At 53.7% G+C, this 21,955-nt stretch carries 18 protein-coding genes; 4 read left to right on the plus strand and 14 right to left on the minus strand.

The genetic code is table 11. From position 1 onward, the window contains the following. Positions 1 to 184: 184 nt before the first annotated feature. The 9 genes from ABDW36_RS05575 to ABDW36_RS05615 all read right to left on the minus strand — a co-directional run bounded on the left by ABDW36_RS05575 (position 185) and on the right by ABDW36_RS05615 (position 12,828). Positions 185 to 1,483 (minus strand): DEAD/DEAH box helicase, encoded by a 1,299-nt coding sequence (locus tag ABDW36_RS05575; RefSeq protein ID WP_343700887.1) that lies wholly within the window; start codon positions 1,481 to 1,483, stop codon positions 185 to 187. A 426-nt stretch (positions 1,484 to 1,909) separates the two neighbouring features. Next, on the minus strand, positions 1,910 to 2,749 hold the full coding sequence (locus ABDW36_RS05580) for an oxidoreductase (RefSeq protein ID WP_343700888.1): 840 nt from the start codon (positions 2,747 to 2,749) through the stop codon (positions 1,910 to 1,912). 82 nt (positions 2,750 to 2,831) lie between these two features. Then, the gene (locus ABDW36_RS05585; protein ID WP_343700889.1) at positions 2,832 to 3,734 is read right to left on the minus strand and encodes a helix-turn-helix transcriptional regulator; all 903 of its coding nucleotides are present in this window, start codon (positions 3,732 to 3,734) and stop codon (positions 2,832 to 2,834) included. A gap of 163 nt (positions 3,735 to 3,897) precedes the next feature. Next, the gene (locus ABDW36_RS05590; RefSeq protein WP_343700890.1) at positions 3,898 to 4,863 is read right to left on the minus strand and encodes an alpha/beta fold hydrolase; all 966 of its coding nucleotides are present in this window, start codon (positions 4,861 to 4,863) and stop codon (positions 3,898 to 3,900) included. 148 nt (positions 4,864 to 5,011) lie between these two features. Next, positions 5,012 to 6,862, minus strand: coding sequence for a family 20 glycosylhydrolase (locus ABDW36_RS05595; RefSeq protein ID WP_343700891.1), 1,851 nt, complete (start codon positions 6,860 to 6,862; stop codon positions 5,012 to 5,014). Further along, positions 6,859 to 8,016, minus strand: coding sequence for a sialidase family protein (locus ABDW36_RS05600; RefSeq protein WP_343700892.1), 1,158 nt, complete (start codon positions 8,014 to 8,016; stop codon positions 6,859 to 6,861). Before ABDW36_RS05600 ends, ABDW36_RS05595 begins: the two co-directional genes overlap by 4 nt. 16 nt (positions 8,017 to 8,032) lie before the next feature. Then, positions 8,033 to 9,253, minus strand: coding sequence for an AGE family epimerase/isomerase (locus ABDW36_RS05605; protein WP_343700893.1), 1,221 nt, complete (start codon positions 9,251 to 9,253; stop codon positions 8,033 to 8,035). 1 nt (position 9,254) lies between these two features. Then, positions 9,255 to 11,873, minus strand: coding sequence for a sodium/solute symporter (locus tag ABDW36_RS05610; RefSeq protein WP_343700894.1), 2,619 nt, complete (start codon positions 11,871 to 11,873; stop codon positions 9,255 to 9,257). A 13-nt stretch (positions 11,874 to 11,886) separates the two neighbouring features. Next, positions 11,887 to 12,828 (minus strand): dihydrodipicolinate synthase family protein, encoded by a 942-nt coding sequence (locus ABDW36_RS05615; RefSeq protein ID WP_343700895.1) that lies wholly within the window; start codon positions 12,826 to 12,828, stop codon positions 11,887 to 11,889. Between the two features lie 362 nt (positions 12,829 to 13,190). Between ABDW36_RS05615 and ABDW36_RS05620 the strand changes: the two genes are divergently transcribed. Continuing rightward, entirely contained in the window at positions 13,191 to 13,898 is a 708-nt protein-coding gene (locus ABDW36_RS05620; RefSeq protein ID WP_343700896.1) for a GntR family transcriptional regulator, read from the plus strand. A gap of 46 nt (positions 13,899 to 13,944) precedes the next feature. Continuing rightward, positions 13,945 to 14,688 carry a DUF2490 domain-containing protein gene (locus ABDW36_RS05625; RefSeq protein ID WP_343700897.1) on the plus strand — a complete coding sequence of 248 codons (744 nt, stop codon included), beginning with the start codon at positions 13,945 to 13,947 and terminating at the stop codon, positions 14,686 to 14,688. Between the two features lie 83 nt (positions 14,689 to 14,771). Here ABDW36_RS05625 and ABDW36_RS05630 read toward each other — a convergent pair whose 3' ends face one another. Both ABDW36_RS05630 and ABDW36_RS05635 read right to left on the minus strand, forming a co-directional pair. Next, positions 14,772 to 16,001, minus strand: a complete 1,230-nt coding sequence (locus ABDW36_RS05630) for an MFS transporter (protein WP_343700898.1) — start codon at positions 15,999 to 16,001, stop codon at positions 14,772 to 14,774. 35 nt (positions 16,002 to 16,036) lie between these two features. Then, on the minus strand, positions 16,037 to 16,708 hold the full coding sequence (locus ABDW36_RS05635) for a FadR/GntR family transcriptional regulator (protein ID WP_343700899.1): 672 nt from the start codon (positions 16,706 to 16,708) through the stop codon (positions 16,037 to 16,039). Positions 16,709 to 16,843: 135 nt separating this feature from the next. Here ABDW36_RS05635 and ABDW36_RS05640 point away from each other — a divergent pair, with 135 nt between their 5' ends. Together ABDW36_RS05640 and ABDW36_RS05645 are read left to right on the plus strand one after the other, a co-directional pair. Beyond that, positions 16,844 to 17,119 carry a hypothetical protein gene (locus ABDW36_RS05640; protein WP_343700900.1) on the plus strand — a complete coding sequence of 92 codons (276 nt, stop codon included), beginning with the start codon at positions 16,844 to 16,846 and terminating at the stop codon, positions 17,117 to 17,119. Between the two features lie 165 nt (positions 17,120 to 17,284). Then, a complete protein-coding gene (locus tag ABDW36_RS05645) occupies positions 17,285 to 18,118 on the plus strand; it encodes an ion transporter (RefSeq protein WP_343700901.1) in 834 nt (277 codons plus the stop codon). 173 nt (positions 18,119 to 18,291) lie between these two features. Here the strand turns inward: ABDW36_RS05645 and ABDW36_RS05650 are convergent, their stop codons facing one another. Genes ABDW36_RS05650 through ABDW36_RS05660 form a run of 3 tightly spaced genes read right to left on the minus strand, consistent with a single transcriptional unit; the run spans position 18,292 to position 21,916 of the window. After that, a complete protein-coding gene (locus ABDW36_RS05650; protein WP_343700902.1) occupies positions 18,292 to 18,957 on the minus strand; it encodes a DUF6766 family protein in 666 nt (221 codons plus the stop codon). Next, on the minus strand, positions 18,954 to 19,700 hold the full coding sequence (locus ABDW36_RS05655) for an SDR family oxidoreductase (protein ID WP_343700903.1): 747 nt from the start codon (positions 19,698 to 19,700) through the stop codon (positions 18,954 to 18,956). Before ABDW36_RS05655 ends, ABDW36_RS05650 begins: the two co-directional genes overlap by 4 nt. Before the next feature lie 2 nt (positions 19,701 to 19,702). Then, the gene (locus ABDW36_RS05660; protein WP_343700904.1) at positions 19,703 to 21,916 is read right to left on the minus strand and encodes a hypothetical protein; all 2,214 of its coding nucleotides are present in this window, start codon (positions 21,914 to 21,916) and stop codon (positions 19,703 to 19,705) included. Positions 21,917 to 21,955: the final 39 nt, after the last annotated feature.

Here is a 21,955-nt window from a genome sequence, read left to right on the forward strand (position 1 = left end):
TAAAAACTGTTGCGGGGAAACAATAAAGAGGACGTTATAAAAGTAATTGTTGCCCGGTTTACCGGAAAGCAGCATGGCCTCGGGCATCTGCACGCCCTTCGCCTGAATTACTTTTACAACGTCCTCTTTTTATTTGCTGTGCGGGCCTGGTAAAGCCCGTCACTTGCAGGCTCTTTTTCTTTCGCTACGCACTTGCACCCGGTTGTGGCCTGTTGCCACGGCCGCCGCCGCCGCGCCATCTGTTAGGCCGGTTGTTCCGTTTTTTGGCCGCTACCTGCTGGGAGGATGACTGCCGCATCTGCACAGCCGGTACAGGTTTTACCGCCGCTGTTACTGAAGTCTGGCTGGCCGGGAACGGGTGGTCTTTGATCACCGGAATTTCCTGGGCAATCAGTTTGGTAATGTCTTTCACGTACGGCACCTCCTCAGCTTCACAAAAAGACAAAGCTATACCGCTGGCGCCTGCACGGCCCGTTCTGCCAATGCGGTGAACATATGTTTCCGGTACGTTGGGTATTTCGTAGTTGATCACGTGTGAAAGGTTGTCTACGTCAATACCGCGGGCGGCAATATCTGTAGCCACCAGCACGCGGATGCGGCCTGCCTTGAAATCTGTCAAAGCACGCTGGCGCGCGTTCTGCGATTTGTCTCCGTGTATGGCGCTGGCCGCTATCTGGGCTTTGTTCAGCTCTTTGGCCACCCTGTCCGCACCATGTTTGGTCCTCGTAAACACCAGCGCGCTGGAAATGGAGGCGTCTTTCAATACATGCACCAGCAGGGCGCGTTTGGAGCTCTTGTCTACATGATAAAGGCGCTGCTCAACTTTTTCCGCGGTAGATGAAACCGGCGTTACCGCTACCTTCAGGGGATTGGTGAGGATGGAATTGGCCAGCCCCGCAATTTCTGCCGGCATGGTAGCGGAGAAAAAGAGCGTCTGGCGTTTTTCAGGGAGTTTGGTGATCACCCTTTTTACGTCATGAATAAAACCCATGTCCAGCATACGGTCTGCTTCGTCCAGCACAAACTGGCGGATGTACCGCAGGTTGATGTGGCCTTGCTGCCAGAGGTCCAGCAAACGGCCCGGCGTGGCCACCAGTATGTCTGTGCCATGTTTCAGGGCCTGTATCTGTGTTTGCGGGGACACGCCGCCGAAGATCACCAGGTGTTTGATACCGGTGTGCGCGCCGTAATCCCTGATGTTGTCTGCTATCTGGATAGCCAGCTCGCGGGTGGGCGTAAGTATCAGCGTTTTGATATGCCTGTCCGGCACCTGTGCCGTTTGTTTCTCCTGATATAATAATTGCAGGATGGGAATGGAAAAAGCGGCCGTTTTGCCGGTACCGGTTTGCGCGCAGGCCAGCAGGTCTCTCTTTTGCAATACTACTGGTATGGCCTGGCTCTGGATAGGTGTGGGCGTATGATAACCCTGTGTTTCAAGCGCACGCAAGATGGGCGCAATGAGACTTAATTTCTCGAATGACAATATGTTATGATTTTGCTAAAATGATGCTAACAATCCTGCTTTATAAAGAAGGGAAGGATGGCTAGATTGTATATCCACACATCATTTTAATGAACCTTGCTGCGGCATTAGCCGGAGAGGGGATATAAAAATATCCGCAAAGATACGGAATTTCCGGGAGATGGGGATGAGGGGAGGTTTTTGAAAAAATCGGGCTGACAAAAGTACTGGTCAGCCCGATTTCATCCTGATGCCGTATGCAGATCTGTATGCGTTTATGCAATTGCCAGGGCTCTTTGGCCAGCTTCCGGAATGTATGCGCCGTTTTTGTCAACTGAGGAGGGCGGCGGCCCGTTGTTTCCTGGTGGGTATCACCATCTAGCTTGGCCTGGCAGCTGCGCAGTAAGCCTGTCTCCTGCTGGCATTTGGCTCATGTAGGCTCCCGGCTTAGTTAAAGTTGGTAGCCGTGGCCAGGTGCTGCCAGCTATGCATGTCCCCTTCCACGGCCGTCATTTTCTGACGCGCCAGCTGGTAGGCATCAGGCCCCAGGAAAAGGTGCAGCGGCGGCTGTTCCGCCTGGGCGGCCGCCAGTATTACATCAATGCCCTTCTCCGGGTCTCCGGGCTGCGCGCCGTTGATCTGCTGCTGGTGGGCAATCTGCGACTCGCGGGTAGAGGTATAATCCGCAATAGGATTGGCAGGTACGGCCAGTGAGCCGGCAGAGAGGAAGTTGGTGCGGAAGTAGCCGGGGCTTACGATCACCACCTTGACGCCGAAAGGCGCCGCTTCAGCGGCCAGCGATTCAGAGAGCCCTTCCAGCGCGAATTTGGTGCCGCAATAGCTGCCAAAGCCGGGGAAGGCGCCGTTAAACCCGCCAATGGAGGAAATATTGAAGATGATGCCGCTGCGTTGCGCGCGCAACACCGGCATGACGTGGCGTATCACGTTCAGCGGGCCAAATACGTTAACGTTGAAATTGTTGCGTACTTCCGCGTCTGACAGCTCCTCCAGCGTACCAATGAGGCCATAGCCGGCATTGTTCACCACCGCGTCAATAGTGCCGAAGGCGGCCACCGTGTCCCGCACGGATTGTTGTACGCTCTGCTCGTCCGCCACATCTGTTTGCAGGGGCAGAAAATGTTCATGCTGCCCTACCGCGTCAACAAGCGTTTGTTTTTTACGGGAAGTAGCCGCTACCTTGTAACCCTGTTCCAGCAGTTTCTTTACGAGTATCAGGCCAAAGCCCTGGGAGGCGCCTGTAACATACCATACTTTTTGTTGTGCCATGTGTGTGTTGTTTTTGATAACACAAAGCTAGTACGGCCCGTGGCCACGGCTGTTAATCATTTCAAACCAAAAATTGCAAAAATCAAACGGTGCGGAAAGAGCGGGGCGTTACCTGTGTTTTTTTCTTGAAAAAATTATTGAAATGCGCCGGTTCCTGGAAGCCAAGGCAGTAGCCAATTTCCGACACATTCCAGTCTGTATGGCGCAGCAGCATTTTGGCTTCCTGTACAATGCGCTCTGCAATCAGCTCGGAGGTAGATTTACCGGTGGTGTCTTTCAGCGCCTTGTTGAGATGGTTCACGTGTACAGACAACTGGGTGGCAAAGTCTATGGCCGTACGGAAGTTGACCTGCTGTACGGGAGACTGGATGGGGAACTGCCTTTCCAGCAGCTCGCTGAACATAGTGGAGATGCGCCCGGCCGCGTTGCCATGGGCATGTACTTCCTGCGCAGGCTGCATCTTGAGGCCGGTGTGAATCAGTTCAAGGGCGTAGTTGCGCAGCAGGTCGTATTTGTACGTGTAGTCGGAGTGCAGCTCGGCCAGCATTTTCTCAAACAGCTCCCGCACCGGCCGTACCTGCTCTGCCGGCAGGTGTACAACGGGCTGGCCGCCGGGCCTGAACACGGGGAAGTCAAGCAGCCTGATGGAAGTGAACTGGCGGAAAAACGCTTCTGTGAATATGCAAAAATAGCCGCCCTGCTCTTCGGAGAGATGCTCGCACTGGTAGGGCACCTGCGGGTTGGCAAACATCAGGGCGTGCTCTTCCACCGCTATTACCTTGTCAGCAAAATAATAGCGGTTCCTGCCGCTTACCAGGGCCACTTTATAGAAATCGCGGCGACTGTAAGGCAGGGGCCTGGCGTCTGCCCCCACAAATTCCGCGGCATTAAAAACGTTGAAATGACCGATCTCTTTCTCCAGGCCGCCGGGTACCTGGAGGTGTTTGGCACGGTAAAATTCTTCCAGGGTTTGGGTCTTTTCCATATACCAAATCTACGAATAAATGTTTTTTGGGAATTTTTTTCAAAGCGGGAAGCTTGATTGACACGGAGCGAAATGAGCAACCGGTAGCGCCGGCTCCGGAAGACTGATGGAACAAGAGCGCAAACCTGCCGAAAAGCCGGGGTATTGACGTATCAGTCCGTTTTCAGGGGTGCTCGTGTATAAACTGGAAAGCCCTTCTTTCAGACCAGTAATGTTTCCCTGAAAAAGTTACAAATCCTACATGCCCGCCGGTTTGGGGTGTTTCCAGGTGGAAGAAGGGGTTTTGCTCCGCTTCCTCATAAGGAAAGCTGCCCTTGCCAAGAAAAGGATCATCCAGCGCATTGATCAGCAGCGTGGGAATGCGGATGCCGGGCAGGAATTGCCGGGAGCTGTTGCAGGCCCAGTATTCTTCCGCGTCCTTGTAGCCATGCATGGGCGCCGTGTAGCGGTCATCAAACTGTTTGAAGTTCCTGATCTCGTCAAACCTCTCCAGGGAAATTTTACCGGGGTAACGCAGGGCTTTCACTTCCAGCTTGGCGCCCAGCGAGCGGATGAAACGCTTCATGTAGATGGCGTTGTGCCGCTTCTCCAGTTCCAGGGAGCTGTCCTTCAGATCGCATGGCACGGAAATGGCCACCGCAGAGCGCAGCAGGGGAAGAATACCGGCGCCTCTTTCGCCCAGGTATTTGAGCGTTACATTGCCGCCCAGGGAGAAGCCTACCAGGTGCAATTGGGTATAGCGGCCGGTGGCGGCCATATGCTCCACCACGGTTTGCAGGTCTCCGGTTTCGCCGCTGTGGTAAAAACGAAGGGCCTCATTGCTTTCGCCGCTGCATCCGCGGAAGTTCATAGACACTGTATCGTACCCGCCTTCGTTGAAAATATTCACCATGCCGGTAACGTACTGCCTGCGGGAGTTGCCTTCCAGGCCATGGAGGATGATCACCAGCTTGCGGCTGTTCACGCTGCTGAGGTCAAGATCGATAAAGTCATTATCTGCCGTACGGATGCGCGTACGGGTGTACTCCGCCGCTTTTACTTTCCTGAACAGGGAGGGAAAGATGGTGAGCAGGTGGCGGTTCCGCAGCAGGAAGGGAGCCTTGTAATCCGTAGCGGGTACAACGGGCATCTTTTTTTCCTGTAAAGATAGAATATTTGGAACGGCCTGAGCAGCAAGCGACGGCGTATGCTCCTGTAAGTGAGGTGAAGCAGGAGGGCTGGCCATTTTCTCCAACCAACCCTGCCCCAGATCACCAGATCAACAAAGAGCAGCACTTTTATGGTGCAGGTACAAAGGTGAACATCCACTTCACCGGGTTATGCCAGTCCGGCCCTTTGAAGCTGCCCACCGGCACCTTTATTTTAACGGTATTCCAGCCCTTGCGCAGCGGAATGGTGATGGGCGCACGGTATTCATACCCCTCATCTGTCAGCGGAATTTCGCTGTCTCCTTTTTGTCCCGCCCGTTTCCAGCGTGGCGGCGGCACCAGGCTGCCGTTTACCCACACGGCGCTGTGGCGGTTGTCCCACGCGTTGGCAGGCGGGCTGTCTGTGTTGGGAGAGCGGGAGAAATTGTTGAACCCGATCCAGCATTTTACCGGCCCCGCCTGGTTGCGCCATATTTTGGTAAAAGCGTACCAGGTGCTGTTCTCTTCCGGTGAAGGTAAAACGCCGGTTACTTTCGGCGCCCACCAGTGGCGGAGAATAATGGTGCCGCCTGTGGCCTGTAAGGCCGGTACGCCGGTGGTATCAAAATCGCGGGTCAGATCGCCATTGTTCGGGAATGGGCCGTAGAGGTCCCATACCAGGGAAGATTGTGCGGCGTACGGGAAAGGCATGGCGGTAAAATAGCGCTGCCGGTGCAGGAGCAGGCGTTTTTCAAAAGCCGCAAAAGCGGCCGCCTTTTCTGTGCCGGGCGCACCAATGGCGGCCAGCCAGCCGGGATATCCGCCGCCTTTCCATACGCGTTCGGCAAAGGCCGGTATGCCGGGGTATACCGCGTTCATACGCAGCAGGTCATTTTCATGCTGCACCTTCCGGTCATGCCAGAGGCAGAGCGTGGCGCCTTTCATGGCGGTGTCTATTCTCCGGAAGAACAGGGTGGTTACCGTTTCCAGCGGGTCCATATGGTTCAGGTAGAGATGGCGGGAGTCTATGTACTTCAGTAAAGTATCTGTTGCGCCCTCATTCATCCACAGCTGGCGGATGGTGCTGCTGTGCAGGTTTCCGCCGGGGCTCCAGCCAATGGTTTGTTTACCCAGAGCGTGCAGCAGCGCCGTTACCTCCGGCAGAAATTGTTTGTTGGAAATATGCACTTCATCTCCACCAATATGCACATAAGGCACATCATACGTGGCGCAAAATTCCCGCAGGATGTTTTTCACGATGGCCAGCCCGGTATCCGACTGCATGTCTGTTTTCATAGCACGTTTGAAAGCCGCGCTGTGGCCGGGCATGTCAATTTCCGGTACAAATGTGATGTAGCGGTCACGGCAGTACGCAATCAGCGCTTGTATATCTGCTTCAGAATAGAATTTTCCCTTGTTGCGTGTCATGTGCTCCGGCGCCGTGAGTTGCGGGTATTGCCTGCTGGCCAGCCGCCAGGCCACATCTTCCGTAGGGTGGAAGTGAAAAACGTTCAGCTTGTACCGGGCCATTACGTCAATCTGCTGTTTCAGCAGCGGCATAGACTGGTAGTTCCTTCCCACATCTACCATATAACCCCGCCAGGCAAAGGCCGGCCAGTCTGTAATGCGGCATGCGGGTATGCGGCTGTTGCCTTCCGCCAGCTGCTGCAGCGTTTGTATGGCATAAAATGCGCCGGCAGCGTCACCGGCCATTATCACAATGCTATCTGCATACACCTGCAGGGTGTACCCTTCCGGCCGGCAGCTGCCGCGGCGGAGGGCAATGTAATGATGGCCGCCTTGCGCTACTTTGGCCTGCGGGAAGAGGGTTTGCAGCAGCTTTACTTCCCGGCTGAAAATTCCGTCTGCCGGCAGCAGGTATTGGCAAGCCGTTTTTTCAAAATGCCCACTGCCCCAGCTTATTGTTTGCGGCTCCGGGATCAATGCCGGCTGGGCCCGGGCGGCAAAGGGGAGCAGGCACAACAGCAGGCGCCGCATCATAATTTGATTTTTACGGGAACGAAAGTAATAGTGCTGTAATTGTCCTTTTCATACAGCACGCCCACCACCCTGCGGGATAGCCGCACAATGTCGGAATAGGCGGCCTTGCTGCTTTTCAACGGGCCGGGGGAGCGGTCTATCACGTAGTTTCTTTTCCATGTTTTTCCATCATCGGTGCTGATGCGCAGGGTGAGATTGTCTCGCTGCGCAGTGTCTGCCGCGTTGCAGAATGCAAGTACATGACCTTTCCTGCGGCGCTCCAGGGTGAGCAACGTTCCCTGGCAAACCGGGTCTGGCAGGTTGCGGTCAAAATAAGCCGTATCCCACCTGGCCCCGCCGTCTTTGCTGATGGCTACTATGCGCGCACGCACATCTCCCTGCTGGTTGCGGATGTTCATCATAAGGCGGCTGCCGGAAATATCTGCGGCAATGGCTTCATTACCGCCGGGGAAGGAAACATTTTCGCTGAGGTGGAATGTTTTGCCGTGATCGTCTGTATAGAAGCCATGTGCGCGGTAATCCCTGAAGTGCGGCTGGGGCTGCCCCGCGGAGTGGTTGGCGGCAACAAATATCCTTCCTTCGTACTTTCCCTGCTCAAACTGCATGGCATGGCCGGGTGTGTTGGCGTAGCTGCGCCAGTCTTCTGTAAACGAATAAGCCGGCGGGAATTGGGGGCGATGGGTTTGCGCCGTAATGTTCACCGGGTCAGACCAGGTGGCGCCGTTGTCCGTAGAGGTTTTGTACCATACCTCGCGCAGCCCTTTCCCTTTCCTGACCTCTCCTTCATGATTGTTGCCGGTGTTGTAAAAAAGGAAGATGCGGCCGCCGGGGAAGGCGGGATCTTTGGTATCTACCACGGGGGCGGGGTTGCCGGCCTGCAGGGAGTCATAGTCTACCACCTCCTGCAGGGCGCCCCATGTTTTGCCGCCGTCTGTACTGCGTTTCATTACAATGTTGATGTCTCCGAAGTCTCCGGCATTGTGTACGCGGCCTTCGCAAAAGGCCAGCAGATGGCCATTGGGAAGGTTAATGATGGCGGGAATGCGGTAACTGCGGTGCCCTTCCTGCCCGGCGGTGAATACCGGCACGGGCTGGCTGTAAGCGGCCATGCACTTTACCATTAACACGCACAGTAAAAAAATTCTGATCTTCATTGTTCTGTTAGTTTAATCAATTCGTTACAACTTTACCGGCAGCAGCTTGCTCTTGTTTGTCCAGGTGCTCCTGTAATATCCGCCAGCAATACCATTCCTGCCGCGGCAAATGGAAGGGGCCTTTGAAAAGATTGCCCTTGGCCGTCTGCGCTACCGTGCCGTTGCGGTGCAGGTAACCGAACCACTCGCCGTTTTCCTTGTCCGGGAAATGCCCGTAGGCATATTGATGTACCTGCTGGTGCCAGCGGGCATACTTTTCGTTCCCCGTCATGAGGTAGGCCAGCAATGTGGCTATGATGGCTTCGTTATGCGGCCACCAGAACTTCATGTCTTGCCAGTATTCCTGCACGGGTTTATGATATACGTCGCGGAAGTAGAAAATGCCACCGTGCTCATTGTCCCATCCGCGCTCCCACATGTAATCCAGCATTTTACAGCCCAATGCGGTAAGGCGGGCATCGTTGCCGCGGTGGCGGGCTTCGTGCAGAATGAACCAGGCGCCTTCAATGGCATGGCCGGGGTTGAGGGTGCGGCCGTCTATATGGTCAATAACGCTGCCATCGGGCGCTACGGTTTCCATCACGCAGCGGATATCGTCTTTCACGAAAAAGGTTTCTATTTCGTTGATCCACTGGTCAATGTATGCACCGCAGCGTGAATCACCAATGGTGGCGCGCAGTTGCTGGGCCGTGTTCAGCATGATCATGGGTACGCCTATACCCCTCGCGGGGCGGGTAGCAGTATACTTTGGCGGCAGTAAACCGGGCGTGGAGGCATATTCCACGCACTGCCCAAAGAGGGAGCGGGAGAATGCGGCCATACTGTCACTGCCCGTGGCCTGCGCATAGGCTGCGGAGGCAATCACGGTAAAGGTTTCCGAGAAGAAGTACCGGCGCTTGCGGATGGGCTGGCCGTTGCGTGCCATGTGAAAAAACATGCGGCCGTCCGTATCAAAACAATGCTGCTGTAAAAAATCAATACCGTACCGGGCGCCGCGCAGCCATTCCGGGTTAGGGAATACGGTGTTGTAGAGGGTAGACAGCAGCCAGGCGGCGCGGCCCTGTATCCACACGGCCTTGTCATCATCCAGCAATGTGCCATCGGCATCGCGCATGAGCAGGTAGCCGCCGTACTCCTCATCGTAGCTGCGGGGAAACCAGAACGGCACGGTGTTTTCCAGCAATTGTTGCCGGTAGAAATCCCGGAGCTGCACCAGATCTGTGGTGGAATAAAGCATATCAGTTGTTATAAATGGTTAAGCCGGCAATATTTTTCTGCCGCCCCGCGGCCAGGCTGAACAGGTAACCGCAGATAGCGCAGCTGGCCAGGCCGGTAAGCGCATACAACAGCAGGTTGACGTTAGTATAACGGTATACCAGGTATTGTATCACACCGCTGACAAGCAGCCCCGCCGTTGCGCCAAATGCATTGGCCCTGCGGGTAAAAATGCCCAGCACAAACAGGCCGGCAATACCACCGGTGAACAGGCCCAGTATGGTATTGAACTGGTCCCAAAGAGATACGATGCCTGTACCGGCCATTACCAGCGCTATTACGGTACCAAAGATGCCTACGGCCAGGGTAGCTATCCGTGCCACCAGCAGGTAGTTCTTTTCAGACCTGGCAGGAAATATTTTCCGGTAAAAATCATTGACAAATACAGTAGATACGGCGTTTACGCTGCCGTTAAGGCTGCCCATGGCCGCGGCAAAAATGGCGGTGATCACCAGGCCGGAAATACCGTTGGGCAGCTCGTTCACGATGAACCATGGGAAAATGGTGTCTTGCGAATCCAGCGCAATGTTTACCTTTTCCGGATGCTGCTGGTAAAAAAGGTAGAGCAGCGTACCGAGTGAAAAAAAGATGATGGTGGAAGGCAGGGTCATCCACGCGCTGAGCTTCAGGCTGGCGGCCGCTGTCTTTTCATCTTTGGTGGTGAGGTAACGTTGTACCACCGTCTGGTCTGTTCCGTACACGGTGAGGTTCAGCGCCAGCCCGCCGATCAGCACCACCCACAACGTGGGAGAACTGAGATCGAAATGGAAATCGAGCAGCTTCAGCTTGGCATTGGCGGTAAGACTGGCCCAGGCCTCCCCGGCCGTGCTTTTCATGCGCATAGGCAGCAGCACCAGCGAAAGCAGGGCGCCGCCGAGCAATATGATCACCTGCACTACCTCCGTCCAGATAACGGCTTCCACGCCGCCCAGCACGGTGTAAAACAGGCTTACAATACCCATGATGAGAATACAGGTGGTAACCGGTATGCCCGTTACTACTGAGAGCGCAATGCTGGGCAGCAGCAATACAATGCCCATACGGCCCAGCTGCAGCAAGATGAACAGCAGGGAAGCCAGGCTGCGGGAGAGGTAGTTGAAACGTTTCTCGAGGTATTCATAGGCAGAGGTCACGTTCAGCTTCCGGTAGAAGGGAATGAAGAAACGCACTACCAGCGGCATTACCATAATGATGGTCATGAGCAGCACAAAGTACGTCCAGTTGGTGGCGTAGGTTTTGGCGGGAATGCCGATAAAGGTGATAGCGCTGAGCTTGGCGCCGAAAATACTGAGGCCCGTGGCCCAGCCGGGAATTTTTTGCCCGCCCCGGAAGTAGTCGTCTGTAGAAGCCTGGTGGCGGGATGTCCAGATGCCGATGGCAATCATCAGCAGCAGGTAGAGGGCCAGCACAGTATAGTCTGACCAGGAAAAGAACTGTTTTCTTTCAATAGTGCCTTTCAGGATGGCGGGAGTGCGCACGCCGGGCCGCACTTCTCCGCTTGGGATAAAAATATCTTCGCCCCATTTTACCGCGGTGGTGGTAACCGGTGTTGTAAACGGCAGTTCACCGGTTTTTGTCCAGGTATTGGTAACGGTGTTGAAGAGGTGTATATCGCGGCTGAACCCCTGGTGCGCCGTGAGCAGCGGCAGCTTTTGCGCCTGCAGCGCCGCTTTATCAGCTGCCGGTGCGGCATTGATGGCGGCATTCAGGGTTTCTATGCGGTGAAATACATCACCTTTATCTCCGCCGAATAAAAGAATGTAGGTAGCACCGGTAGCAATGCCGGTGCCGGCGGAGAGGGCCGGAACAGGCAGAGCGGCCATCTTTTTCCACTGGCCATTTTGCAGGTTGTATTGGTACACGCTGTTGTGCAGCTGGCTGATGCCGCCGGCCGTGCGGGCCCTGCCGCCGATGAGGTACAGGCAGGGATGCTCGCCGTTTGACTGTACAACAGCCACCGCATGAGAAACGGCCAGCGGCAGGCCGGGCAACTGCTCCCAGCGGCTGGCGCCCGGCGGGAGGCGGTAAAACGTGCGGAGGGTACCGGTACCTGTTTCTCCGCCGGTGAGGTACACGGTGTTGCCGTGCAGGGCGGCGGAGGCGTTGGTGACAGGCTGCGGCAGGGATGGCATGTTAGTGACCAGCAGCTTTTGCTGTACAGCGTCCCACTGCAGCAGGAATACTTCCTTGCGGGGGCCGTGCTCATTCTCACCGCCTATGCAGAGCAGGCCTTGCGGAGTGGTAACGCTGGCGGCGTAGGCAAATGAAAAGGGCAAGGTAACCGGCGGCAGCCAGGTTGAATCAGGCCGCAGCAGGTACACATCGTTATGATATTTTTTGCCGCCACCCTGCCAGGGCATGCCGTCAGGAAAGTTGGCGCCGCCGGCAATCAGCAGCATGTTTTGGTGAACGCCCGCGCTCGCCCCGGCCAGGCCCGGTTGCAAAGCAGCTCCCTGCGGCGGGGGCAGTGTTGCGGGAACCGACCAGCGGATATGGTTATTGGCCGGCTCCTGTGCCCCCAGCCGGGAAATAGAGAGCATGGTAATGAGAAATGTCAGTTTGATGAACAGTGAAAAATGCATTACACGGTTTTTGTCAGCCCTTTACAGCGGCCGGCAGTTGAGAACTGAAAGATGTAAAGTCAAGCGCCGCTACGTCTTTTGCAAAAGCTTCCAGCCTTTCCGCGCTCATGTTGGATACGGGCCGGCGGAAGCCGCCGCAATCCAGCCCGATCATTTTCATGTAGGCTTTACCGGTAGCAATTCCGCCATATTTGCCCAGCAGGCGGATCATGTCTATAGAGCGCTGCTGCAGCTCGCGCGCTTTTTCCAGCTCGCCGTTCTCCCAGGCCTGGATGAGGCGGAGGTACAGCGGGGCGGCATAGTTGAAAGTGCTGCCTACCGCGCCCTTGGCCCCAATACTGAGCGCAGGCAGCATATTCTCGTCACGGCCCCACAGCATATCATAATGCCCGTTGCGGAACCGCAGGCAGCTCAGGAAGTCCATAAAATCTTCATGGGTGTATTTGATACCGGCAAAATTGGGGCAATGCCCGTCTATGGCCTGCAGCAGGTCTATCATGTTAAAATGCACGCCGGTAAGCACAGGAATATGGTAGTAATAGAAGGGCATATCCGGCACAGCAGCGGCAATGTCAATACACATGTCTGCCAGTACTTTCACGTTGGCCGGCTTGAAGTAGAATGGCGCTGTGAAGGCCACTGCATATAAACCTGCTTCCCTGGCGTGTTTGGCAAGTTCTATGCATTCCGCTACACTGGTGCCGCCCAGCAAGGTGATCACTTTGAAGGGCTGCCGGTTGCCGGTAGCTGCAGCCCAGGCTTCCGCTACCAGCTTGCGCTCGCGGAGGGTGAGAGACACGCCTTCCCCGGTAGACCCGCAGATGAAAGCGCCGTTCACGCCGTTGTTCTTCAGTAACGCGTAGTAAGCCGGTATAAGCTCCAGGTGAAGGTTTCCATTGTCATGCATGGGTGTGAAGGGGGCCGCAATAAGGCCTGTCAGATGTTCGATATTCATATTTCGGGTTTGAAGTATTTGGAAATTGTTCCGGAAGACAAGACTATCCCCGGCCGGTCATATACGCCAACGCATACTTAACATGGTAAGCATGCTGAGAAAGATGGGTTACAACAGTAGTTGATACACCAATAAATTTCTTTTTCCTGCTTTCATACCATAAGATTTTAGTTGTATATTCATAGTCAATACTGTATTATGTATGACATAATAAAGTTAAAAAGAATTTGCCGGTAATTCCAAATAAAATATTTGAAACGGAGTTAATCGGTTGTTTATCAGCTATATAAGTGAAACGGGAGAGAAGAGATTACCTATCTTTTCCATCTTTTCCACTATTTTTGAATTAAGTATAACATAATATGACGCTGACAGCCATCAAAGACAGTTTTAAATCAATAGACACCAGCACGCTGGTAGATAAAGTGGAAGCCAACCTTGTAGAACTGCTGCAGGAGCGGAAATTAAAGGTAGGAGACCCCATCCCCAAGGAAATGGAGCTGGCGGAGGCCCTGGGCGTTAGCCGTACGGTGGTGCGCGAAGCCTTGCTGCGCCTGCGCATGATGGGATTGATAGAATCCAAGAAGAAAAAAGGCGCGGTAATTACCAGTCCCGACATTTTTGGCATCCTGAGCAAAAGCATGAACCCGCATGTGCTGGACCAGGATACCTTGAAGGAAATGTTCGAGATACGGCTGGTACTGGAAATAGGCATGGCGGACTTCTTATTTCATCGTATTACAAAGCAGGATATCAAGGAGCTGAAAAAGATCGTAAGCAACGAGCCGCCGGCCACGGAGCACCATCTTTTTAATATAGACCACGAAATAGCCTTCCATGGCAAGCTGTATGAAATTGCCGGCAACGATACCCTCAAAAAGTTCCAGAAAATGTTGCTGCCTGTATTTGACTATGTGCACAAGAGCGGGCTCCTGAAAAAACAGCCGCGCCTGCGCAATTTCCTTTCCCACAAGGGTTTGGTAGACATACTGGAAAAAGGTACCCCGGAAGAGTTTCGCAACGGCATGCGCAAGCACCTGGGAAATCACTTTGCACGCCTGTTTGAATAATGCCGCTCACGCTTTATTTTTGAACCGGTCCAAAAGCATGGTTCATATGAAGCAATACATCCTGACTACCGGCATTTTCTTTTTTGCCATGTTGCGCGTGTATGCGCAGCAGCAACAGACGGCCGGCTGGCTGGCGGCGTTCAACACCGTTCGCATCCCGTCATCCAAATTCAGCGTACACCTGGATGCCCAGGTACGCTCTTCAGACAAGTTTGAAGCATTCCAGACATTTATAGTGCGCCCCGGCATTAATTATCATGTGCGTAAAAATATGGTGGCCACTGTGGGGTATGCATGGATACGTCTTCGCTCTCCCTACTCCAACATGGCCAACCTGATAGATTACGATTATTTGTCCGAACACCGCATCTGGGAGCAGTTCATTGTAAATCACCAGCTGGCCTTTATTCCGCTGCAGCACCGTTTCCGCGTGGAGCAACGGTTTATGCCCAAAAGCATTGTGGAAGAGAACGGCCTGAAAAATGACGGGTTTGACCTGGCGCACCGCTTCCGCTATTTCCTGCGCGGCATTATTCCGGTAGACGGGTCGGAGCAATTCGAAAAAGGCATATTTGCGGCGGTGCAGAACGAGTTGTTCCTGAACTATGGAGACCCTTCCCGCACCAACGGTAAAACCTTTGACCAGAACCGCGCGTACCTGGCGGTGGGCTACCGTGTAAATCCCCGCTTTGATGTGGAGGGCGGTTATCTCAACCAGTTCATTTCAGGCGCAGGTAGCGCGCGCACAACGTTCCATGTAGCGCAGATAGCCACTTATTTGCGGCTATGACATAAGCCCATGAGGTTGATACAAAAGAAGCGGGTGTGTCTCAAATCTGAACACACCCGCTTCTTTTATATCCCTGATAAACGTTAAGCTGCTTTCCGCTTCCCTTCAATATTGGGTAAAAACCCGGTCAGCAGGCCAATGAGCGGCAGGTATGCGCAAACCTGGTATACATAGTTGATGCTGGTACGGTCTGCCAGCTCGCCCAGCAATGCGGAGCCAACGCCGGCCATACCGAAGGCGAACCCGAAAAAGAGACCGGCAATCATGCCTACCTTGCCGGGCACAAGTTCCTGCGCGTACACCAGTATGGCGGAAAACGCGGAAGAGAGTATCACGCCAATGAACACGCTCAGCACCACCGTCCACAGCAGGTTTACATGCGGCATCAGCAGCGCAAAGGGCGCCACGCCCAGTATAGAGATCCAGATCACGTACTTTCTGCCAATACGGTCTCCCACCGGGCCGCCAATAAAGGTACCGGCGGCAATGGCAAAGAGGAACACGAACAGGTATACCTGGGAGTCCTGCACAGATACATGGAATTTGTCCATCAGGTAAAAAGTGTAGTAACTGGTGAGGCTGGCCATGTAAAAGTATTTGGAGAAAATGAGGATGAGCAGGATGAACAAGGCAAAGGCTACCCGGCCTTTGGACAATTGAATGCCGCCGGAGGCCACTGCTTTCTTTTTAGGTTTGATACGCTGCGGGTTGTTCAGATACCAGCGGCTGATACGCAGCATTACCACAATGGCCAGCAGGGCTACCAGGGAGAACCAGGCAATATGCAACTGCCCGAAGGGCACAATGATGGCTGCTGCCAGCAAGGGGCCCAGGGAGCTGCCCGTGTTGCCGCCCACCTGGAAGAGAGATTGGGCCATGCCATGTTTGCCGCCGGAGGCCATGTAAGCCAGGCGGGAAGCTTCCGGGTGAAAAATGGCGGAGCCCACGCCTACCAGCGCCACAGACAGCAGCACCATGGCAAAGCTGTGGGAAAGGGCCAGGCATACCAGCCCCAGCAGCGTAAAGCCCATGCCAATGGCCAGGGAGTAGGGCTGCGGCCGTTTGTCTGTGTACAGGCCCACCAGCGGCTGCAGAATGGACGCAGAAAGCTGGAAGGTGAGGGTAATCAGGCCCACCTGCGAAAAGCTGAGGTGCAGGGAGTCTTTTACCAATGGGTAAATGGCGGGGATGAGCGACTGGATGGTGTCGTTCAACAGGTGGGTAAAACTTAGTGCCAGCAGTACGGAGAACACCGTTTTTTCTGCTGTGATCCGGGCCGCTGCGGTTTCTTCGGCTTCCAATACAGTTTCCATTTTTGTCAGATCAACTGATATTTAGGTGAAAAAATTTATTTCACGCTGCTGCTGATGCGGGAGGCCCAGATCAGCGCCTGCGCGGAGTCTTTGTCTATAATACTTTCCAGCAGCGCCTTGTGCAGGTGTTGCGTTTCCAGAAATGTGACTGTATCTGTATATCTGTCTTTAAATGATTGTATCAGATGGGTGGCAATTGTCTTGTACAGGTCCACCATAATTTCATTGCCGGAGGCGGTGGCAATGGCAGTATGAAAATCCACGTCTGCCCGCCTGCAGGCTTCCACATCATTGGCCTTTGCGGCATCGTACCGTTTTTTGAGAAATGCCTTCATGCGGGCAATATCTTCCTTGGTACGGTGTATGGCCGCTTTTTCCGCAATTTTCACCTCCAGCAGCAAACGCACTTCATTCAGGTCCTGGAAGTGGGCGCGGTTGAACCGCTGCGCCAGGGGCTCCGCCAGCGCCTGTTGTGATATCACAAAAGTGCCCAGGCCCTGCTGCACCCTTACCAGCCCTGCATTCACCATCAACCGTACCGCCTCCCGTATGGTAGAGCGGCCCACGCCAAACTGCTGCATCAGCTCCGGCTCCGTGGGCAGGCGCTGCCCTACGCCGTAAGTACCGGTGCTGATCAATTGACGCAACTGCGCGGCCACTTCGTCCGCCAGGTTCCTGCGCTGGAGAGGTTGAAAATTAGTCATCATATCATCTGATGTTTGCAAAGGTAGTGCAAAGTTCACAATGCGCTACACATTTTTTTAACACATGAAAGCTGGCCCAAAAACCATCATAAACCATTAAATTTGTAGTCCTTTGTTGTCTATAAAAAATGTTGTCCAATGGCATTACCTAAATTCATGATTGCAGATGACCCGGTAACGGATCCGGATAATGAATACATCTTCCATACGGAGAAGCCCAGGTTCTTTGCCAAACGGGTAGAGGAAGATGAGGAAGTAGCCTACATTGATATTGTAGAGGAAATTGATAACGTGGAAGAGTATTTCCATGGCGAACCCGAAAAGAAACAGGAGCTGCTGGATGAGCTGGAAGACTGGTATTATTCCTATATGGAGTGGCTGGAGGAAGATGAGGAAGACGATGACGAGGAATAACAACGCTTCTTCCCCCTGTGAACCATTATGCGGCAATTGTTGCCCGGAATTGCTATAACGCTGCAGTCCGGGGAGGCGCTGTGGGCAGCATGATTGCTGCGGCCCGTGCGTGTACGCGCAAGTAAAGGCCATACACATTCCGGCGCCGTCACCTAACCTCTTCATATGAACCCGGAAACAGACAATAACAGGGGATTGCATCCCTGGCAGGTGCAGTTGCACGAATTGATCTACGAATCTGAAAAACCCGCCGGCAAGGCCTTTGATGTGGCGCTGCTGGCCTGCATATTAACCAGCATTGTAGTTGTGATGCTGGACAGCGTGACCGCCCTGCATGCACGTTACGGCGGCCTCTTCTACGCGCTGGAATGGACTTTCACCGGCATTTTCACTATTGAATATATTCTGCGCCTCATCTGCATCCGCAGGCCCTGGCGGTATGTATTCAGTTTCCTGGGCATTATAGACCTGCTGGCCATCATACCCGCCTATCTGAGCATTTTATTTGTAGGCGCGCAATCTCTCATGGTGCTGCGGGCATTACGGCTGCTGCGTATTTTCAGGATATTCCGCCTCGTGCATTTTATTTCGGAAATGCGTTTCCTTACCGTAGCCATTCTCAACAGCCTGCGGAAGATCAGTATTTTTATCCTGTTTGTGCTGACGGTAGTGGTGATACTGGGATCTGTGATCTACCTGGTGGAAGACGAGAACAGCGGTTTTACCAGCATTCCGCAATCTGTATACTGGGCTATTGTAACCATTACTACCGTAGGGTATGGAGATGTAGCCCCCGTCACCACGGCGGGCAAGCTGATAGCCAGCTTTATTATGCTGCTTGGGTACGGCATTATTGCGGTGCCAACCGGTATTGTGACCACGGAAATGGCCATTGCGGCCCGTAACAAGGTGCAGTCACAGCAGGCCTGCCCCTCCTGCGGTAAAGAAGGGCATGATCAGGACGCGGTGTTCTGCAAATACTGCGGGCACAAATTATAAAGCGCCGCTAGTTGCACTGCCCCAGCGCAAAATAGATGATCACAAACACCAGCACTGTGCCCAAACATCCGCCTCCAAGTTTTTTAGCGCCATAGCCGGCAATAATAGCCCTCCAGAATCTGTTCATATGCCCTGTTTTTTGTTTCTTTAATGTAACACTTTTTCCCCGTTTTTCACTTGCCCGTTTCACTATGCGGCGCGTCTACCGGCTTGGATTCCGGAGAGCCCCACTGCCGCAGGAAAATAGACAGTATGATAATAGCCGCTACGGCCAGGAACTCGCTTTGCCAGTTCTGGAAAGACTCGAACCAGAACTTGGAGTTGCCGATATATTCCAGTGCGGTGGCCGGTGGCTGGTTCTGCGCTACCTGGTCAAGGTTGTAAGTGCCCCGGCTGCCTATGAAATGCAGCGTAAAGGATATGATGAACAGGAAAAAGAATGCCAGAGACAGGGAATGTTTGTAGATCTTCAGCCACCAGCCTCCTTTGTTTACGGGCCATGGCGCGTCTTTTCCGGGTTTCGGCTCCCTGTCTACCGGCTCCTTTTTGTCAAGCGGTTTTGATTCAGCAGACCCCCACTGCCGTAACATTACCGTCAGTATCACATACATGCCCATTTGCAGGAACTCGCTTTCCCAGTTTTCGAAGGTGGCTTCCAAAAAATGAGGGCTGCTCAGGTACGGCCCGAAGGCGATCTCCTGCATGCCCTTTTCTTCCAGTTCCTTGTTGAACTGCAGCCAGCCGGTGTAGGCCTGCGCAATGAGAAAGATGAGCAGGATGCTCAGGAACACGATGGAGAGCCCGTTGCGGTAAACAAAAGAATGGTGTTGTTTTTTCATATGCTTTGTAAATGCGGCCTGATATGTATTTCTACAAGATCACACCGTTTGGGTTGGGTTAATACATAATATACACAGTCTGCAATGTCTTCCGCTTTCAGCATTTTCATTTTTTCCTCCAGTGAACGCTGCTCTTCCGGGGTTTGGGGCTGCATGTCGGTGCCCACCGCGCCGGGTTCTATCAGGGTTACCTTGATGCCCCATGGGTTCACTTCTTTGCGCAACGATTCAGACAGCCCTTTAATGGCGCTTTTGGTAGCTACATACAAGGAACTGTCTTTTTCCTTTGTTTCCGCGCTCATGGAGCCGATGTTGATGATATGCCCGCTGCTGTTGGGCCGCATGCGTTTGATGGCTTCTGCGGCACAGGCCACGTAGCCCAGCAGGTTGGTGTGAATAATGTACTGCCATTCGCTGTAATGGCCGTCCATAATGCCGGAATAGCCCAGCGCCGCGTTGTTGATGAGCACATCCAGCTCACCCAGCGCCTCATCTGCTTTTTCAAAAACGAAGGCCACGTCGCTTTCACGTGACACGTCTGCCGTAATGCCGGTGATGTTCGCTTCCACGCCGGCCTTGCGCGCGTCTTGCAGGGTATCGTTCAATTCATTTTCGTGCCGCCCGAAGATGAGCACTTTGGCGCCGTGCGAGGCCAGCAGTAGCGCAGTAGCGCGCCCTATGCCGGTGGTGCCGCCGGTAATGAGCACCTTTTTGTTCTGCAGGCTTTGTTGTGTGTTTTCCATGATCAAATATTTTTAGTGGTTTTTTTTCTTGTCCAGGTGATGGTGATCTTCTGGTTGCCGTGTATTTCGTATTCCATGTGCTGCTGCGGTGTGAGGTGGCCGGCGTATTCCTGTTTCTTCCGGCCCCTTGTTCCTGTTACCGTAAAGGCGGGTAGCGGCTTGCCGTTCAGTGGTATCAGCAGCAGGCGGCAGGTGAGGCGTTCGTCTCCCTGCACGGCAAAACGCAAGGTGCGCTGTTTGATGCTGGCGGTATAGTCTCCTGACGGATAGTCCAGGAAAAGCTTGAAAGATGCTGCCTTGACAATATAATAGTGACGGGGTACCAGCGCAAACGGAAGCCCGGCGCCATATACTTCCTGGCCAACGGAGCCAGACTGCTTCCAGCCGTCTTGCAGGTCTTCCAGCGGGATCCATAGCTTGGGGTTCAGCTCCCCGGAAACCGGTTTTTTGGTCAGTATATCCTCTGGTAACAACGGTGGATAATAATACGCCGCGCGGTGCAGCAGATACCTGATAAATTCTGCCATTAATATGGAAACGGCGGGCAGCACATCTTCTCCTTTGGCATGGGCCAGGTAATCATGAAAGGCGGAGAAACCTTCCTGCTCTTCGTAAACGGCGGTGTAGGGCGCGTCACTCAAAGGGAACAGCGCAAAAAAGGTGGGGTATGCTTTGGCATAACCATATTGACAGTTCCACATCCAGATATTGGTAAACACATTGGCCAGGCAGAGATAACTGAGGCGGAGGTACTGTTTGTCTCCGGTATATTTGAACAGGCGGAGCAGCGCCCCGGCGGAAAAAGCGGTGTTGTTGGCCTGGTAAAACAGCTCAAACCCTTTTCCTTTCAGGCTGCGGGCGGCTCTTTTGGCTTCCTGCAAATACCGGCCCTCACCCGTCAGCTCATATGCCTGCAGCAACACATGCGCATAAATGCCGGCCACGTCTTTCTCACCGCCCTTGCCCGGCTGTGTTTCCGCCTTGATCACTTCCAGCGTGTCTATATTGTAGAATACAGGCCAATTGTATTTAAAGTGCCGGGCTACTTTAATGGCGTAGGGGATGGAGCGCAGGAAGAGGTCTGCCGCGTCTTTATCTCCTTTTAATGCCATGCGTGAGAGATTCAGTAACGGGTGATGCAGGTACCAGGAGTCCATAATACGTGGCTTTTTATGCTCTTCGGACGCATCCAGCTTCTCCTCATGGGAAGGCAGCCAGCGGCCGATGGACTTTATTTTTTCATCATAGAAGGCAGACAGGCCGGCTTTTAATTTCGTTACTACTGTCATCTTTTCGCCGCTCCATTTTTCATAGTCAAGCAGTGGCATCAGCACGGCCATCTGCACCATTATTTCAGGAGGGGTTTTGTAGTCACAGTTGTAGGCATTCAGGTAAGGATGGCCTGCGGCCTGCGTCCAGCACCCTGACTGTAATACAAGATCTTCCAGGCTTTTATGCAGCACGTTTGGCCAGTGAATATACCTGGTGGGCGGTTTGGGCAAATGCACGTACACACCGGCCAGCATATTAAGGTATGTTTCTGCCAGGTCAGATTCCTGCGCCGGTATTTTTTTATCAAACAGCAGGAAAGCGTCTGAGAGAATATATGACCGGTTGGGCTCCAGGGCTTTTTCTGCTGACACCGGTAATGCAAAACCTACTTCCGGCCACGTACCCCCAACAGTGTCCGCAGCGGATGTGCGGGTGGCCTTATTGTAGGCCGCCAGCGCTGTCAGATTCTGAAAATACAGGAAGGTAGTGCCGGCGGGCCGGGTTATACTGCCGTAAAGCAATCCTGCCCGCAAACCGCGCTGCTGCACATGAACTTTACCGGCGGCAACGTCTTTCCTGCCCAGTGGCACCAGGTCGCGCGGCCAGAACGGAACACGCAGGGCCACAGCCGGCTTCAGCGTGGTGATACAGCGAAACAGCGGGGCGCCTGGCTGGGGAAAAGCCAGATCAACCGTATAAATACCTATACCGCATTCGAATGTAAACCGCCCGCCTTGTTTGTCTACGCTTGTTTTTTTTATGTTCAGCACATCGTTCGGCGCATAGGCCGCCCTGAACGCCAGCCGCCCGCCACCGGGAATATCTGTAATTACCCAGCAGGCATCGTTCACATTACAGGTGGTGAAAGTAAAACCGCCGCACCGGTGCTGATGTAAATGCGGAAGGGATTGGCCGGGAAATAACTGCTTTGCTGTAGCTAACATCCATGGAGATATGCCTGCCATAATTTAACACGATGATCC

The organism is Chitinophaga sp., from assembly GCF_039596455.1.
Taxonomy (GTDB): Bacteria; Bacteroidota; Bacteroidia; order Chitinophagales; family Chitinophagaceae; genus Chitinophaga.

Bases quoted from the DNA above. Each gene is read 5' to 3' on its own strand.
- ABDW36_RS05580 (WP_343700888.1), bottom strand. From the start codon at position 2,749: ATGGCACAACAAAAAGTATGGTATGTTACAGGCGCCTCCCAGGGCTTT.
- ABDW36_RS05585 (WP_343700889.1), bottom strand. From the start codon at position 3,734: ATGGAAAAGACCCAAACCCTGGAAGAATTTTACCGTGCCAAACACCTC.
- ABDW36_RS05590 (WP_343700890.1), bottom strand. From the start codon at position 4,863: ATGCCCGTTGTACCCGCTACGGATTACAAGGCTCCCTTCCTGCTGCGG.
- ABDW36_RS05595 (WP_343700891.1), bottom strand. From the start codon at position 6,862: ATGATGCGGCGCCTGCTGTTGTGCCTGCTCCCCTTTGCCGCCCGGGCC.
- ABDW36_RS05600 (WP_343700892.1), bottom strand. From the start codon at position 8,016: ATGAAGATCAGAATTTTTTTACTGTGCGTGTTAATGGTAAAGTGCATG.
- ABDW36_RS05605 (WP_343700893.1), bottom strand. From the start codon at position 9,253: ATGCTTTATTCCACCACAGATCTGGTGCAGCTCCGGGATTTCTACCGG.
- ABDW36_RS05610 (WP_343700894.1), bottom strand. From the start codon at position 11,873: ATGCATTTTTCACTGTTCATCAAACTGACATTTCTCATTACCATGCTC.
- ABDW36_RS05615 (WP_343700895.1), bottom strand. From the start codon at position 12,828: ATGAATATCGAACATCTGACAGGCCTTATTGCGGCCCCCTTCACACCC.
- ABDW36_RS05620 (WP_343700896.1), top strand. From the start codon at position 13,191: ATGACGCTGACAGCCATCAAAGACAGTTTTAAATCAATAGACACCAGC.
- ABDW36_RS05625 (WP_343700897.1), top strand. From the start codon at position 13,945: ATGAAGCAATACATCCTGACTACCGGCATTTTCTTTTTTGCCATGTTG.
- ABDW36_RS05630 (WP_343700898.1), bottom strand. From the start codon at position 16,001: ATGGAAACTGTATTGGAAGCCGAAGAAACCGCAGCGGCCCGGATCACA.
- ABDW36_RS05635 (WP_343700899.1), bottom strand. From the start codon at position 16,708: ATGATGACTAATTTTCAACCTCTCCAGCGCAGGAACCTGGCGGACGAA.
- ABDW36_RS05640 (WP_343700900.1), top strand. From the start codon at position 16,844: ATGGCATTACCTAAATTCATGATTGCAGATGACCCGGTAACGGATCCG.
- ABDW36_RS05645 (WP_343700901.1), top strand. From the start codon at position 17,285: ATGAACCCGGAAACAGACAATAACAGGGGATTGCATCCCTGGCAGGTG.
- ABDW36_RS05650 (WP_343700902.1), bottom strand. From the start codon at position 18,957: ATGAAAAAACAACACCATTCTTTTGTTTACCGCAACGGGCTCTCCATC.
- ABDW36_RS05655 (WP_343700903.1), bottom strand. From the start codon at position 19,700: ATGGAAAACACACAACAAAGCCTGCAGAACAAAAAGGTGCTCATTACC.
- ABDW36_RS05660 (WP_343700904.1), bottom strand. From the start codon at position 21,916: ATGTTAGCTACAGCAAAGCAGTTATTTCCCGGCCAATCCCTTCCGCAT.